The sequence below is a fragment of the Streptomyces sp. NPDC033221 genome, from assembly GCF_055577005.1.
On record NZ_JBVIQN010000022.1, the window covers coordinates 136,985 to 150,299 of the forward strand.

The 13,315-nt window shown below is 66.6% G+C and carries 14 protein-coding genes; 7 read left to right on the forward strand and 7 right to left on the reverse strand.

All coding sequences use genetic code 11. The annotated features are described in order from the left end of the window. Nucleotides 1-19: 19 nt before the first annotated feature. Together ACZ53K_RS26685 and ACZ53K_RS26690 are read right to left on the reverse strand one after the other, a co-directional pair. Nucleotides 20-1,609 carry a tryptophan halogenase family protein gene (locus ACZ53K_RS26685; RefSeq protein ID WP_468841171.1) on the reverse strand — a complete coding sequence of 530 codons (1,590 nt, stop codon included), beginning with the start codon at nt 1,607-1,609 and terminating at the stop codon, nt 20-22. Nucleotides 1,610-1,752: 143 nt separating this feature from the next. Next, on the reverse strand, nt 1,753-2,643 hold the full coding sequence (locus tag ACZ53K_RS26690) for a sigma-70 family RNA polymerase sigma factor (RefSeq protein ID WP_468841173.1): 891 nt from the start codon (nt 2,641-2,643) through the stop codon (nt 1,753-1,755). A gap of 86 nt (nt 2,644-2,729) precedes the next feature. Here ACZ53K_RS26690 and ACZ53K_RS26695 point away from each other — a divergent pair, with 86 nt between their 5' ends. Next, nucleotides 2,730-3,284, forward strand: a complete 555-nt coding sequence (locus ACZ53K_RS26695; RefSeq protein WP_468841175.1) for a YceI family protein — start codon at nt 2,730-2,732, stop codon at nt 3,282-3,284. A gap of 98 nt (nt 3,285-3,382) precedes the next feature. Here ACZ53K_RS26695 and ACZ53K_RS26700 read toward each other — a convergent pair whose 3' ends face one another. Further along, a complete protein-coding gene (locus tag ACZ53K_RS26700; protein WP_468841177.1) occupies nt 3,383-3,877 on the reverse strand; it encodes a helix-turn-helix domain-containing protein in 495 nt (164 codons plus the stop codon). Nucleotides 3,878-4,168: 291 nt separating this feature from the next. Beyond that, on the reverse strand, nt 4,169-5,755 hold the full coding sequence (locus ACZ53K_RS26705; RefSeq protein ID WP_468841179.1) for an MFS transporter: 1,587 nt from the start codon (nt 5,753-5,755) through the stop codon (nt 4,169-4,171). A 130-nt stretch (nt 5,756-5,885) separates the two neighbouring features. Between ACZ53K_RS26705 and ACZ53K_RS26710 the strand changes: the two genes are divergently transcribed. Then, nucleotides 5,886-6,773, forward strand: coding sequence for a sigma-70 family RNA polymerase sigma factor (locus ACZ53K_RS26710; protein ID WP_468841181.1), 888 nt, complete (start codon nt 5,886-5,888; stop codon nt 6,771-6,773). Nucleotides 6,774-6,792: 19 nt separating this feature from the next. Here ACZ53K_RS26710 and ACZ53K_RS26715 read toward each other — a convergent pair whose 3' ends face one another. From ACZ53K_RS26715 to ACZ53K_RS26725, 3 genes are read right to left on the reverse strand one after another with little or no spacing between them, the layout of a single operon-like run. Next, nucleotides 6,793-8,097, reverse strand: coding sequence for a cation:proton antiporter (locus ACZ53K_RS26715; protein ID WP_468841184.1), 1,305 nt, complete (start codon nt 8,095-8,097; stop codon nt 6,793-6,795). 3 nt (nt 8,098-8,100) lie between these two features. After that, the gene (locus ACZ53K_RS26720; RefSeq protein ID WP_468841186.1) at nt 8,101-8,307 is read right to left on the reverse strand and encodes a ferredoxin; all 207 of its coding nucleotides are present in this window, start codon (nt 8,305-8,307) and stop codon (nt 8,101-8,103) included. Between the two features lie 51 nt (nt 8,308-8,358). Next, entirely contained in the window at nt 8,359-9,555 is a 1,197-nt protein-coding gene (locus ACZ53K_RS26725; protein WP_468841188.1) for a cytochrome P450, read from the reverse strand. A 217-nt stretch (nt 9,556-9,772) separates the two neighbouring features. Here ACZ53K_RS26725 and ACZ53K_RS26730 point away from each other — a divergent pair, with 217 nt between their 5' ends. The 5 genes from ACZ53K_RS26730 (at nt 9,773) to ACZ53K_RS26750 (ending at nt 13,009) form a co-directional block, all read left to right on the forward strand. After that, the gene (locus tag ACZ53K_RS26730; RefSeq protein WP_468841190.1) at nt 9,773-10,549 is read left to right on the forward strand and encodes a thioesterase II family protein; all 777 of its coding nucleotides are present in this window, start codon (nt 9,773-9,775) and stop codon (nt 10,547-10,549) included. Between the two features lie 2 nt (nt 10,550-10,551). Beyond that, nucleotides 10,552-11,271, forward strand: a complete 720-nt coding sequence (locus ACZ53K_RS26735; protein WP_468841192.1) for a tryptophan 2,3-dioxygenase family protein — start codon at nt 10,552-10,554, stop codon at nt 11,269-11,271. Between the two features lie 51 nt (nt 11,272-11,322). Beyond that, nucleotides 11,323-11,550: an MbtH family protein gene (locus tag ACZ53K_RS26740; RefSeq protein ID WP_468841194.1), complete on the forward strand. Its 228-nt coding sequence runs from the start codon at nt 11,323-11,325 to the stop codon at nt 11,548-11,550. Between the two features lie 3 nt (nt 11,551-11,553). Next, the gene (locus ACZ53K_RS26745) at nt 11,554-12,165 is read left to right on the forward strand and encodes a flavin reductase family protein (RefSeq protein WP_468841196.1); all 612 of its coding nucleotides are present in this window, start codon (nt 11,554-11,556) and stop codon (nt 12,163-12,165) included. Nucleotides 12,166-12,346: 181 nt separating this feature from the next. Then, nucleotides 12,347-13,009 (forward strand): nitroreductase, encoded by a 663-nt coding sequence (locus ACZ53K_RS26750; protein WP_468841198.1) that lies wholly within the window; start codon nt 12,347-12,349, stop codon nt 13,007-13,009. Nucleotides 13,010-13,315: the final 306 nt, after the last annotated feature.

Sequence of the window (13,315 nt, forward strand, 5' to 3'; positions counted from 1 at the left end):
GGCACCTCCTGCCTTGCCGTCAGGCACTTCGCACGAGGGGTCCGGCCGCGGTCTCGTCCCCGGCGGCCTGATGGGCGAGGTACTCGTACTGTCCGGGCAGCCGGTCGACCAGTGCGGACGCCTGGGTGCGAACGTGCTGGAACTCGCGCCGGGCCGCAGTCGGGTCCAGCCGGCCGAGAGCGGGCAGCGGCCGGATGTCGAGCCCGCCGAGTCCCAGGAGCATGGCCGTGTACGAATACGGTTCGAAGCCGTGGAAGCGTGGGAAAACGGAGTTCTCGTCGGGCAGCGTGGAACGCCATTGTTCGAGGCGTTCGGCCAGGCCGTCGGGCATGGTGCGGGTCTTCGCGTCCCGCCAGTACTCGTTGTCGGAACGGGCGGCGGCGTAGTAGTGCAGGAAGAGGAATTCCCGTACACCGTCCATGACGTCGCCGACCTGGCGGTTGTACGAGCGGCGCAGCAGCTCGTCGTCCCGCGTGCCGGGGAAGCGTTTGACAAGTTGCTCGACGGCGTTCTGGATGAAGAAGATCCCGGTGGACTCCAGTGGCTCGACGAAGCCGCTGGACAGGCCGATGGCGACACAGTTCTTGACCCAGGACTCGGCGCTTCGGCCGATTCGCATCTTGATGTGGTTGGCGGACATGTCGGCGGCCTCTGGCCCGACAAACGCGCGCAGCCTCCGTTCCGCCTCCTCAGGAGTGGTGTAGGCGCTGGAGTAGACGTAGCCGGTGCCGATCCGGTCGAGCAGGGGGATGGTCCAGATCCACCCGGCATCCTGGGCCGTGGCGGTCGTGCACGGCCGCATGCCACGAGTCCCGACGTCCACGGGTACGCGCAGGGCGACCGCGCTGTCGTTGGGCAGGGACTCCTGGTACGAGATGAACGGCACGCCCAGAGCCTTGTTCAACAGCAGGCCGCGGAAGCCGGTGCAGTCGACGAACAGGCTGCCAGTGATGGCCCCGTGGTCTTCCGTCAGCACGTCGGAAATGAAGCCGTCCTGGTCGAGACGTACGTCCAGGACGTCGTCCTGGATGTGCCGCACGCCGCGTTCCACCCCGTACTCGCTGAGGAACTGGGCGAGGAGGGTGGCGTCGAAGTGGTAGGCGTACGGGAACTGCGTCCCTTGGCCATCCGGGACCGCGCGGGCCATGTCCCGCGCCTCCCCGGACTCGAAGACTTCCTCGAACAGGCCGCCACCGAGATGGCGGGGGGAGCGCTTGGCGTCACAGAGCGTGGGCAGCACCGAGCAGTCCTGGTCGAAGCGATCGCTCGGGCCTTCGTGCAACCACCAGTCGGCCAGCGAGAATCCGTCGACTACGCGCGGACGCTCGAAGGGGTGGTAGAAGTAATGCCCCTTCTCCCTCCAGTTCTCGAATCGAATGGCCAGCTTGTACGAGGCGTGGCAGCGGGGCATCCACTCCGGCTCGCTCAGACCGAGGTGCCGGAAGAAGTTCCGCACCGTACTGAAGGTGGCCTCGCCGACGCCGATCGTCGATACGGCTTTTGACTCGACGAGCGTGACGCCCAGTCGGTCCCCGAAACTCGCCTTGAGGTACGTGGCTGTCATCCAGCCGGCCGTACCGCCGCCGACGATCACTATGTCCTTGATCATGATTTCCGCCCTGGTGGTGTGGCCAGATCCTTGGACGTTGCACGCAGACCTTGGCACGGACCGCAGCGGACCTGTCCGGCAGGAAAAGATTTACGAAAGAACGGTCTCTGTCCAGCCGGCGGGACGGAGAGTGTGGGTCGCGCTCAGGGCGAGGGGAGGAGCCTGATGCGCAGACGCCGGAGCCGAGCGGGGTCCGCCACCAGCTCGTACTCCTTCACCAGGCCGCCTTCGATGCGGAAGCACACGACCAGGTGGAGACGGCCACCAGGCGCGACGAGCAAGCCGACCCGGCCGTCAATCAGAGCGGGTTCGGAGTAGCGCGCCGCGCCGCCGAACCGGCTGATCTCCTGAGCGATCGAGCCGACACCGTGTACTTTGGCCGGGCGGCCCGATGGCAAAGCGACCCGGTCGGCGCGACGCACCACGTCCGGTGCGAGGTGGGCCGCGATGATCCCGGTGTCCCCCGTGCGGGCCGCTACTTGGAAAGCGACCACCACCTCGCGGTGCTGGTCCATCTCCACCAGGTGCTGCTCCCGTGAGGCGTGTACCTTGTGCCGGGCACGGCTGGCGAGCTTCTTGGTAGTGGCCTGACTGCGGTCCAGAATTTTGCCGATTTCGTCGAACGGCACACGGAACATGTCGTGCAGCACGAAAGCCACCCGCTCAGGGGGGCTCAGGGTGTTGAGGACGACGAGCAGGGCGAGGCCGACGGATTCGGCTTCGAGTACCTCATGCTCGGGGTCGCCCGCGCCTGCACTCGTGGTCATGGACTCTGGCACGCGGTCACCGTCCCAGTACTCCTCAAGGCCATCGCGTCGACTGCGCAGCATGTCGAGGCAGATGCGGGAGGCGACCGTCCGGAGCCAGCCCGGCAGGTTCCGCACCGCCGTCGTGTCGGCACGGTCCAGGCGCAGCCAGGTCTCCTGCACTGCGTCTTCCGCCTCCTCACGGGAGCCGAGCATGCGATAGGAGAGCCCGAGCAGGTCCTTGCGGTTCTCCTCGAAGCAAGCTGCCAGTGATTGGCGCGCGTCCATCGGTCACCTTTCCAGTCCATGGTCCGTCGTACTCATGACCCGTGAGTCGCGGGCTGTGTGACGCACGAACGACGAGGAGAGGCGGCATGACCGAAACCGTTTCCGAGCTGATCCCTGGGTACACCGTGGGGGCATGGACGATCGACACATCTGACTCCGAAGTCAGGTTCACCGTTCGGCATCTGGGGGTGACTCGGGTACACGGTCGTTTCAACGTCTTCGACGGCACGATCCGTACGGGGGAGACCGTCGAAGAATCTTCAGTGACCGCCCGCATCAAGACGGACAGCATCGACACCGGCTATACGGCCCGAGACAGTTACATTCGTGGGGAAGACGTGCTGGCGGCCGACCAGCACAAGGAACTGATGTTTCGTTCCACGCAGGTGCGCCGGCACGAGGACGGGTTCCTGATCGACGGCGAGTTGACCACGGGGGGAGTGAACAAGACCATCACCATGGTCGCGGAGCCGGGAGGATTTGGTACCGACCCGATGCGCAAGGTGCCGGTGCTCGGCCTCAGCGCCTCGACGACGGTCAGCCGGACGGATTTTGGTCTTGCCCCGCACGTTCCCTCTGCCGTGGTGAGTGAAAACGTGCGGATCACGCTGGACATCCAGGCATCGCTCGCTGGTTCTTGAGCCCGGAGGTTCGTAGCCGGACAGTCCTCTGCCCGCGTGATGTGCGGGCAGAGGGACACTCCGGAGCGACTCCCGCTGCTGCGACGGCACGGTGTACGTCAGGCTGCGTCAGCCTCAAGAATGTAGCCTCGCCCCCAAACTGTCCGGATGCTGAGACCCACCGAGGCGATGCGGCGGCGGAGCCGCATGATCTGTAGATCGAGAGCGTTTCTGGAGATCTTCTTGGTGTCGTTGGCCAGCTGCTGTTCAAGCTCCGACCGGTAGACCACTTCGCCGTAGTGGGCAACGAAGTGTTCCATGATGCCGATCTGTGTGCTGGAGATGGCCACCGAGTCCGTGCCGAAACAGAGGATTCCGGTGGAGTCGACGGTGGGGGTCTGCCGTCCGTAGGCGCGCTGTGCCAGTGCCTGAATCCGTGCTTCGACATCACGGCGGGGCGCTGGTGCTCTGATCCAGTCCTCCGTGGGGTCGACGCAGACAGGAGCGTCGTTGCCAGCCTCCACGACGAGTAGCCGGGGAATTCCTGCTCTTTTGCAGTAATTCCGCGCGTCGGCTTCTATGGGCCATCGTATTAATTTGACGCCTTTGCTCAAGAGTGTCTCCCCGTAGCAAAATAGGCAATCCTGTGACTTTGTCGTATGAATTCGGCGAAGGATGCGTCCGGGAGGCAGGGCTGCCATGGCGGTGCAGCCTGTGGAGAGCACTCGCCGGCGCCCGCAAACGACTTGATCTCTCAGGACGGTCACGCACTGGCATTGACGCGGTGGTCCGGCCAGAGGCAGGGCTGTGCGCCCGCGACGTCATGAGTCGCGGGCACACAGCCCTGGCGGATGGATCACCTCCTTATCCTGCCCTCGCAGGCCAGCGGCCAAGAGTGACGCGGATCACTTTCCCGCGCGCGGCGTCCCGGTCACCGCGGCCTTGTCTTTCTGGTCCGCCGGATCCGGGTGAGCCGCGCTCTCCGGTGGCGCGGCCCGACGCCGGAACCCGGCCCAGGCCAGGATCGCGGCTACGGCGGTGCAGGCCGCGGCGATCATTACGGCCAGCTGATAGCCGTGCAGGAAAGAGTCGACGGTGGCCTGCCGGAATGAGGCCCCGAGTGTGTCCACCACGGTTTCTACCCGGCCGCTGCCCACGTTGTGCCCTTGAGCAAGAGCAGCGTCGCGGGCGGCTCCGTCCAGCCCGGAAACCTTGTCCTGCCAGGTGGAGTTCGCTGCGTTCACGCCGACGGTGCCGAGCACTGCGAGGCACACGGAGGAGCCGATCTGCCGGGACGCGTTCAATACCCCGGAGGCCGCGCCCGAGGTGCCGGGTGGTACGTCGCGCATCGCCACGTGGGTCACGGCCGGTACGAACGTGCCGAAGCCGCCGCCGTACAGCGCATATCCGAGAGCGCTGACGGCGAAGGGGGCCGTGCCCGCCTGGCTGAGTAGGAAGACGCCGACCGTGGCCACCAGCGTGCCCCAGGTGGCCACCGTCGATGAACGGAACCGGGAGTCCAGCCGCCCGCCGAACTGGGCCATGGCCAGGAAGGGGATGTTCATGAACAGCCAGGACAACCCGGTGCGGAGCACCGACCAGTCCGCGACGTTCTGGAAGTACAGCGTCACCCAGAACAGTGCGCCGGTCATTCCGCCGTAGGTCAGCATGTAGATGCCCGAGGCGCTCGCGAAACTCCGGGCCCGCAGCAGGCCCGGCGGCAGCATGGCATGCGGAGCGCGGCGCTCCCACCAGAAGAAGGCGGCCAGCAGGACCGCTCCGACGGCCAGCGGTACCGCCACCAAGGCCGCGCCCCACGGCCGGTCGGACGACTCGACGAAGCCGAGCGTGAGGAAGACCAGCCCCAGGGCGCTGAGCACGATCCCCGGCAGGTCCAGCTTGCGGGCCTCGGGGTTGCGCGACTCCCGGACCGCGACGGCAGTGCAGACGATGCCCAGGGCCGCGAAAGGCAGGTTGATCCAGAACACCGACGGCCAGCTGAAGTAGGTGAGCAGGATTCCGCCGGCGACGGGACCGGCCCCGAATCCGGTGCCACCGATGGCCGCCCAGGCCCCGATCGCGCCGGCCCGCTCCTCCTTCGGATAGGTCTCCGTGAGGATCGAGAGGCCCAGGGCGAGCATCGCGGCGCCGCCTACACCCTGGAGGGCGCGGAAGGCGATGAGCGAGGCCGAGTCCCAGGCCACGGCACAGGCGATGACGCTGACCAGGAAGACGGTCATGCCGGTCAGAAAGACCCGCTTGCGGCCGTACCGGTCGCCGAGCGCTCCACTGGCCGGGATGATCGCGGCCAGGCTCAGCGAGTACGCGCTGATCACCCACTCCAACCCGGCGGCGCTCATGTGGAGTTCACTCTGCATCGACGGCAGCGCCACGTTCACGATGGTCAGGTCGAGTGAAGTCATGAACGTCGCCATGCACATCGCGAACAGCGTCAGGCGACGCCGCTGCGATTCGGTGAGAGAAATGCTCATGTCACCTCCTCCCTCGAAGTCCGTGTGATATGCAATGAAGAAGTGATCATCCGTACTCCACGTCGGGTCCATACGTCGGCTTGGCTAGCCGCCCATCAGTGATGACCCGTCGCGACCGAGGAGTGTGACTGTGCAGGACGACGATCGGCTGGCAGAGCAGTTCGAGGGGTGCCGGCCGCACCTCAGAAAAGTCGCGTACCGGATGTTGGGTTCGCACGCCGAGGCCGAGGACGCCGTCCAGGAGACCTGGATCAGACTGAGCCGCAGCAACGCGGAAGAGGTGGGAAACCTCCCCGCCTGGCTGACAACTGTGATCAGCCGAATCTGCCTGAACACTCTGAGGGCGCGTGCCGCGAGGCCGGAGGACCCGGTCGGCGTGCATCTGCCGGACCCCGTCCTCGGGCACGAACCTGCCCACGGGCCGGAGGACGAGGCGCTGTTGAGCGACTCGGTCAGCCTCGCGTTGCTGATCGTGCTGGACGCGCTCGGCCCCGCGGAACGGGTCGCTTTTGTGCTGCACGACATGTTCCATCTCACCTTCGACGAGATCGCGGCCGTCATCGGACGTACGACGGTGGCGGCTCGGAAACTTGCCAGTCGGGCGCGGCTTCGGGTGAAGGGCACTCGCGAGGTTGACTCCTGCGGCGACTTCGCCACTCGGCGCATGCTGGTGGACGCGTTCTTCGCCGCGGCGCGCGACGGCGACCTCGACGGGCTGGTGGCCGTTCTGGACCCGGATGTCGAACTCCGCGCAGATGGTGGCGTCATGCTCGCCTCCGCCACGGCCGCGATCCGCGGTGCCCGCCTCGTGGCGGAGCGGGCCGCGCTGTTCCGTCAGCCGGGTGTCACGGTGACGGCTGTCCTAGTCAACGGCTCCCCGGGCGTCCTGGTCGACCGAGGCGGCGTTCCGGTGTCGGTGATGGGCTTCGCCGTCCGGGACGACCGGATCGCGCAGATCCAGATCCTGCTCGACCCCGAGCGCCTCGCCGCGATCGACTTCGGCGCCTTCGCGGCGTAGACCGGCGCCGGGCGCCTCTTCAGGTGGCGCCGGCCAGGTCCTTGTCCTGGCCGGCACGGGCCCGCTCGCCGTCGTTGACCGGGATGTGGCGCACCGCTTGGCGCAGTATCAGCGGTGCCATCAGCGAAGTGCCGACCGCGATCAATACCATGACGGTGTACGCGGCAGTGTTCAGCACGCCCAGTCGCAGACCGATTCCGGCCACGATGATCTGGATGACGCCGCGTGCGTTCATCCCGGCGCCGAGCACCAAGGCGGCGGGGCGGCCGAGACCGACGATGCGGGAGCCGAGCAGCGCCCCGGCGAACTTGCCCACGATCGCGACGGCGAGTGCGCCCAGCGCAGCGAGTGCGACCAAGGGGCTGCCCAGCGCGAACAGGTCCATGCGCAGGCCCGCTTCGGCGAAGTAGAGCGGGGCGAGGACCGACAGCGTGACGGAGCGCAGGGGAGTCAGCGCCGTCCTCGCCTCCGGACCGGCGGCGCCGATCAGCAGGCCGCCGATGAGGGCTCCGAAGGACGCTTCCATGCCCATCGCCTGCGTGGTCGCCGCGCATGCGACGATCAGTACGGTGGCCGTGGCCATCACGGTATGCGGGCTCGCGGGCCGCATCATCAGCCATCGGACCGCCGGACGGCCGAGGAGCAGGGCGAAGGTCGTGATCAGTACCAGTCGGACCAGCGGCGCGGCGACTGCTCCAAAGGTGAGCGCGCTCGCCGCCGTGGCCGAGGCCACGGACAGCAGCATCCAGCCGGCCACGTCGTCCACCACGCCCACCGCAAGAGTCAACTGGGCGATGTCGCGGTGCAGCAGCCGCATGTCCGACAGCATCTTGGCGATCACTGGGAGGGCGCTGACGCACAGGGCCACGCCGAAGAAGAAGGCGAACAGACCACGGTCGCCGCTCTCCGGGACCAAGGCAGGCGGTGCCAGGAAGGCCCAGGCGCAACCGAGCCCCAACGGAATCACCAGGCCGAGGGCTCCTATGGTGAGCGACGCCCGGCCGGTACGCCGCACCAGAGCGAGGTCTAACTCCAGAGCGGTCGTGGCCACGAGGAGAATGACCCCGAACTGAGCTACGGCGTCGAGGAGGTGGGCCTGGGGCGCCTGTGACAACTGCAACCAGCTGTCTATCTCGGGGGCCAGCCTCCCGGCAACGGAAGGGCCGAGCAGTACTCCGGCCAGCAACTCCCCGCACACGGCGGGGAGTTTGCAGCGCACTGCGAGTCGCCCGAGCAGTAGCGCGACGACGAGCAGCAGAGCCGCCTGGACCAGCAGGACCAGCAGCGTGTGACCGCCCAGTGGCGGGCCGGGGACGACCGGCACCGCCTATGCCTCCGTGTCCTGCCGAACCGTAATCGCCCGTGAGGGGCAGACCCCGGCGGCACGGCGTACCCGTTCTCGGAGTGAGTCCGGCACGTCCTCCCTGACCAGGCGGACGATTCCGTCCTCTTCCCGTTGGTCGAACACCTCACTCACGGCGAGCACACACATGCCCGAGCTGACGCAGCGCGTCTGGTCGACCATCACCTGCATGTCGTTCCTCTTCTCCGGTTTGCGTTTCCGTCCTCTAGGTGCGCCGTGCCGTCACTCCGGGTGGAAGCGCACCGGCAGCGAGCTGTAGCCGTTGAGGAAGGTGGACTCGATCCGGGTGGCCGGCCCGGTCACCTCCACGTCTCGTACCTGCTTGGCGAGGACGCCGAGCAGGGCGCGAAGTTCGGCTCGGCCGAGAAAGGCCCCGAGGCAGAAGTGTGGCCCGTGCCCCAGGGCGACGTGTTTGTTCGGGGAGCGGGAGAGCTCGAACGTGCGTGGCTCGGCGAATACGCGCTCGTCATTGTTGGCTGAGATGTTCCACAGCGTCACGATGTCCCCCGCTCGCACCTGCCGACCGCCGATGACCTGGTCGCGGGTGGCGGTCCGAGCGAAGTGGAAAGAGGGGGTCGCCCAGCGCAGGGCCTCCTCCACGGCCGTATCCAGGTCGACGTCGCCGGCCCGCAGGGCGCGCCACTGCGCGGGGTGCTCGGCGAGGGCCTTGACGGTACTGACGGCGGATACCCGCGAGGACTCGTCCCCGCCGATGATCAAGCTGTAGCAGTTGAGCGCGACCTCTTCGAGGCTCAACGGCTCGTTTTGGATCAGCCCGGTGGCGATCGTACTGACCACGTCGTCACCGGGGTCGGCGCGCCGCCGCTGGGCCAGGTCCATGAAGTACAGGACGAGTTCGTTGCGCGACTCCAGCGAGTCGAGCTCATCGGCCCCTGTCAGCGCCCCCTTGCTCCACCGGAGCAGGTCGGGCCGCTCCGCCTCGGGGATCGATAAGAGATCGCAGATGGTGTTCATCGGCACGTGTTCGGCGATCCGGGTGGCGAAGTCGAAGGGCTCCGGTCCCAGGGCATCGCCGACGAGTGCGGCCGTGCGTTCCTCGATCTGCACGGTGACCCTGCCGAGCACCTTCGGGGACAGGGCGCGCCACATCAGCGCCCGCAGCGCCCGGTGGCGTGGCCGATCGGTGACGGCCAGCATCCTGCCGCCCGCGGTGTCAGTGCCTCGCAGCAGCACGTCGAGCACGGTGCCACGGCCCGAAGCCAGGGCCTCGGGGGCGCCGTAACAGGAGACGACGTCGGTGTGGTCGGCCACCACCCAGAAGCCTGGACGTCCGTCCGAGGAGGCGTGCCAATAGACGGACTCGTTCGCCCTCACCTCGGCGAAGAAGTCATATGGATCATGTTCCATGAATGTGCGCGAGTCGGTCAGGTCGAGCGAAGCGACCGCTGTTCGGCTCATCGTCCGCAATCCCCACTGAAGACAGGAAACGCACTGCTCACAGTGCCCGGCACCGGCCCGGTACGCGGATCATCACAGACGGCCGGACAGGCCCGCTCCAGTTGTGTCAGAAGTCTTTCGTGCTCGGTCGGGACGGTGACGGAGAGCCGAAAGATCTCCCTGTCGGCCCGGTGTGGCGTGAGAGCTTATGGACACATCCGAACCGGAGGAGCACCTCATGCTTCGTACGCGCCGGGACCACTGCCTGCGGACGCTCGTCCGGGCCTCCCCGCCCACCAGAAGGATCGTCTGCCTCCCGCCCTCCGGCGGCACCGCTGCCGGGTACCGAGCCTGGGCCACTGAACTCCCGCCTAGCGTCGAACTGCTCGCGGCACAGTATCCGGGGCACGGAGACCGCTTCGGGGAGCCGCTGTCGACCGATGTGCGCGCGCTGGGTTCAGAACTCTCCTCCGAACTGTTACGTCTGCCGCCACTGCCCACCGTGCTGTTCGGGCACAGCTTTGGTGCCCTCGTCGCCTATGAGACCGCTCTGACCCTCAACACGCTGGGCCGGGCGCCCGATGGCCTGCTGGTGTCGAGCTGCGCGCCCCCCGGCACACGAGGCCGGGTTCCGGCCGGGTCGCTCCCCGACCGCGAACTGTGGTCCCTTGTCCGTTCCCTGGGCGGGTTCGACCCAGCAGCAGCCGACGAACCGGAACTGGTGGAGGCGCTGCTCTCCGTACTGCGTGCGGACATCACAGCGCATGAGGGGTACCGACCGGAACCGGAAACTGCTCTCCTGTCCTGCCCTGTCCGTTGCTACCACGGGAACCAGGACCCGCTCGTGGATGCCGGCCCGTTGACCGATTGGGCTGCGATAACCACTGGGCCGTTCAGCTTGCTCGAACGAGAAGGGCACCATTTCCACCTGTTCCAGCACGTCAGGCCACTCCTCTCCGACATCGCCGCCTTCCTCGACACCACACTCCACCCGGACTCACTGACACGGAGTTGATCATGGCCGAGCTGAGCTACTCCTCCTACCTCCAGACGGACGTATTGCTGTCGATCCAGAAGACGCGGATACCCGAGACGGCCGACCGGACCGTGGTTCTGGCGGAACACTTCTTCATCGTCGCCCATCAGTCCTGTGAGCTGTGGCTCAAGCAGGCGGTGGCGGACCTGACCCTGGCCAGGGATTTGCTGTCGGCCCCCAGCCCCGCGGACGACGGAGTGGACACCAGCGTGGAACTGCTCCAGCGCGCCGGCGAACTGCTGCGCGTCCTGCACGAACAGGTGCTGGTCCTCGAACGCCTCTCGCTACGCCACTTCGTGCAGTTCCGCCCCTATCTCGGCACGGCCAGCGGGGCTCAGTCACAGCAGTTCATGGAACTCGGCAGGCTGCTCGAAGACGACGGTGGAGAGGGCGGGTTGTACCGAGCGTTCGAAGCGAGTGCCGCCCGCCAGTGCTACACCGTGGCCGATATCTGCCGCCTCGGAATGGCCGGCGGGGGTCTGCACCGGGTCGCCGAGGCTCTGCTCGATGTCGGCAATGGTTACTGGCGCTGGAAAGTCGCCCACGTCGGCCTGATGTCGAAGATGGTCGGAGGCCAGCAGGGAACCGGTGGAACGTCCGGCGAGGAGTTCCTCATCCGTCGCATCACGCTTCCCTTCCCCGAACTGCGCCGCCTGCGAGGCGCTCTGCATGCGGAAGAGCTCGCTCCCAGCCCTGCGTGAAAGGCATGGAAGCAGAAGTTCCTCCCCCCTCCCGAGACGAAGGCAATTCTCATGACAGCGGACGACGTCACCGGCCTCCATCTCGTCGTGATCAACGGCGAGCGACAGTACTCGGTCTGGCCTGCGGACCGTGCGGTCCCGGCAGGTTGGTCCCCGGCCGGGCCCACCGCCAGGCTGGAGGAGTGCCTCTCATTCATCGACCGTGAGTGGACGGACCTGCGTCCGCACAGTCTTCTTAGCCCTGACCCGGTGTCGGCCGCAGGCGATGGGAATCGTTGAGCGATGTGGGACATCGACGTGACAGACATGACAGTGCGGCAGCGCGAGCGGCTGCTGCTGTGGAGTGTGGTGCCCCGACCGGTGGCCATGGTGAGCACGGTCTCCCCGCACGGTGCGGTCAACCTGGCTCCCTTCTCCTACTATACGGCGGTCGGATATTCCCCCATGGCGCTGCTCTTCTGCGCCGGCCGACGGGCCGACGGTACGGAAAAGGATTCGTGCCGCAACGCGCGGGTGCCCACTGAAGGAGGAACGGGAGAATTCACTGTCAACGTACTGATCGAAAAGCATGCGGAAGCAGCCAGCGCTTCGGCCAAACCCCTCCCGCACGGACAGTCTGAATACGAACTCGCTGGGCTGCGGCCGCTGCCGGGTAAAAGGGTCGGTTCACCGCGCATCGACGGGTCGCCCATCGCCTTCGAATGCCGAACATCGGCAGTAGTTCCAGTCGGCGACCACTTCGTCGTCATCGGGGAAGTGGTTCATGTCACTGTGAATGAAGGACTGATCGACGAAAGGGATTTCCACGTCGACCTTGACCGCCTGGAATCCGTAGGCCGCATGGGTGCCGTGGACTACGTCCGAACGTCGGACCGCTACGTGGTGGGGGGATGAGGCAGGCACCGCGATCGTCGCGCTCGGGCGATTCCAGCCGCCAACAGTCGAACCATGCTCTGGTGGCTTGAATACACCACCCGGCTGTCACCTCTGATCGCTTCAAACCGTTGAGAAGTATGGGCTGCCCACCGCAAGAGGCAGCCTGACGGGGGTCGGGCGATACAGGAAGGTGAGGTTGTTGGATGTCTACAATGCGGTGGCTACTCGCCGTGCGGTGCGAGGGTTCACTTCTGATCACGTACCCAAGGAAGTGCTGGCGCGAGTACTTACAGCAGCGTCCAGGGCACCGTCCGGGGGGAATCTCCAGCCATGGCGCACCTATGTCCTAACCGGTCAGCGACTGGCGGATCTCAAAGAGCGGGCTGTCGCTCGGGCCACCGTGGACGATCCGGGGGACGAGCCGCAGTACGAGATGTATCCACGGGACCTCAAATCCCCTTACCGAGAGCGCCGTCAGGCTACTGCTGAGAAGCGGTACGGGGCTCTCGGTATCTCTCGCGGCGACCGAGTCGCACGGCATCGGGCGGCTACCGCGAACTGGTGCTGCTTTGGCGCGCCCGTCGCCTTTTTCACGTACATCGATCGGGGCATGGGGTCGGCCCAGTGGGCCGATGTGGGCATGTACCTGCAAACAATCATGCTGTTACTGCGAGCTGAGGGACTGCACAGCTGTCCACAAATGGCATGGTCGGTGTATCACCGAACGGTCGCTGGGATCGTGTCTCCCAGCGAGTCCCTCGTCCTCTTCTGCGGCATGTCGGTGGGCTACGCGGACCCGGCCAGCCCCTGTGTCCGCACGGACCGTGCTCCGATCGCCGAGACAGTGAGCTTCCTCGACTGACTGCCGAGACCCGATGCTCCGTCCGCATCGAGCCGGTACCAGGCCGGGTGCGGTACGGAAACCAGCAGACCGCGACCAGCCGCTCTGCTCGGCAGAGCGGCTGGAAGGGGTAGCAGACCTGGCCGCTCAAAAGGGAAGCGTGGTCGTGCCGTCCACTCCAGGCGCGGGGCGGAATTGGTCAGCCCTAGGCGGTGTCTTCAAATGATCTTGTGTGGTGGATCATGGGCGGGTGATACGTCGACATGAGCTGTCGGATGCCGAGTGGGAGTTCGTCCGGCCGCTGCTGCCCGCGTCGTTGCGGGGCAG

Coding starts and splice junctions, on each gene's coding strand:
- ACZ53K_RS26690 (WP_468841173.1), bottom strand. CDS start 2,643: ATGGACGCGCGCCAATCACTGGCAGCTTGCTTCGAGGAGAACCGCAAG.
- ACZ53K_RS26745 (WP_468841196.1), top strand. CDS start 11,554: ATGTGGGACATCGACGTGACAGACATGACAGTGCGGCAGCGCGAGCGG.
- ACZ53K_RS26725 (WP_468841188.1), bottom strand. CDS start 9,555: ATGAGCCGAACAGCGGTCGCTTCGCTCGACCTGACCGACTCGCGCACA.
- ACZ53K_RS26740 (WP_468841194.1), top strand. CDS start 11,323: ATGACAGCGGACGACGTCACCGGCCTCCATCTCGTCGTGATCAACGGC.
- ACZ53K_RS26695 (WP_468841175.1), top strand. CDS start 2,730: ATGACCGAAACCGTTTCCGAGCTGATCCCTGGGTACACCGTGGGGGCA.
- ACZ53K_RS26705 (WP_468841179.1), bottom strand. CDS start 5,755: ATGAGCATTTCTCTCACCGAATCGCAGCGGCGTCGCCTGACGCTGTTC.
- ACZ53K_RS26720 (WP_468841186.1), bottom strand. CDS start 8,307: ATGCAGGTGATGGTCGACCAGACGCGCTGCGTCAGCTCGGGCATGTGT.
- ACZ53K_RS26735 (WP_468841192.1), top strand. CDS start 10,552: ATGGCCGAGCTGAGCTACTCCTCCTACCTCCAGACGGACGTATTGCTG.
- ACZ53K_RS26685 (WP_468841171.1), bottom strand. CDS start 1,609: ATGATCAAGGACATAGTGATCGTCGGCGGCGGTACGGCCGGCTGGATG.
- ACZ53K_RS26730 (WP_468841190.1), top strand. CDS start 9,773: ATGCTTCGTACGCGCCGGGACCACTGCCTGCGGACGCTCGTCCGGGCC.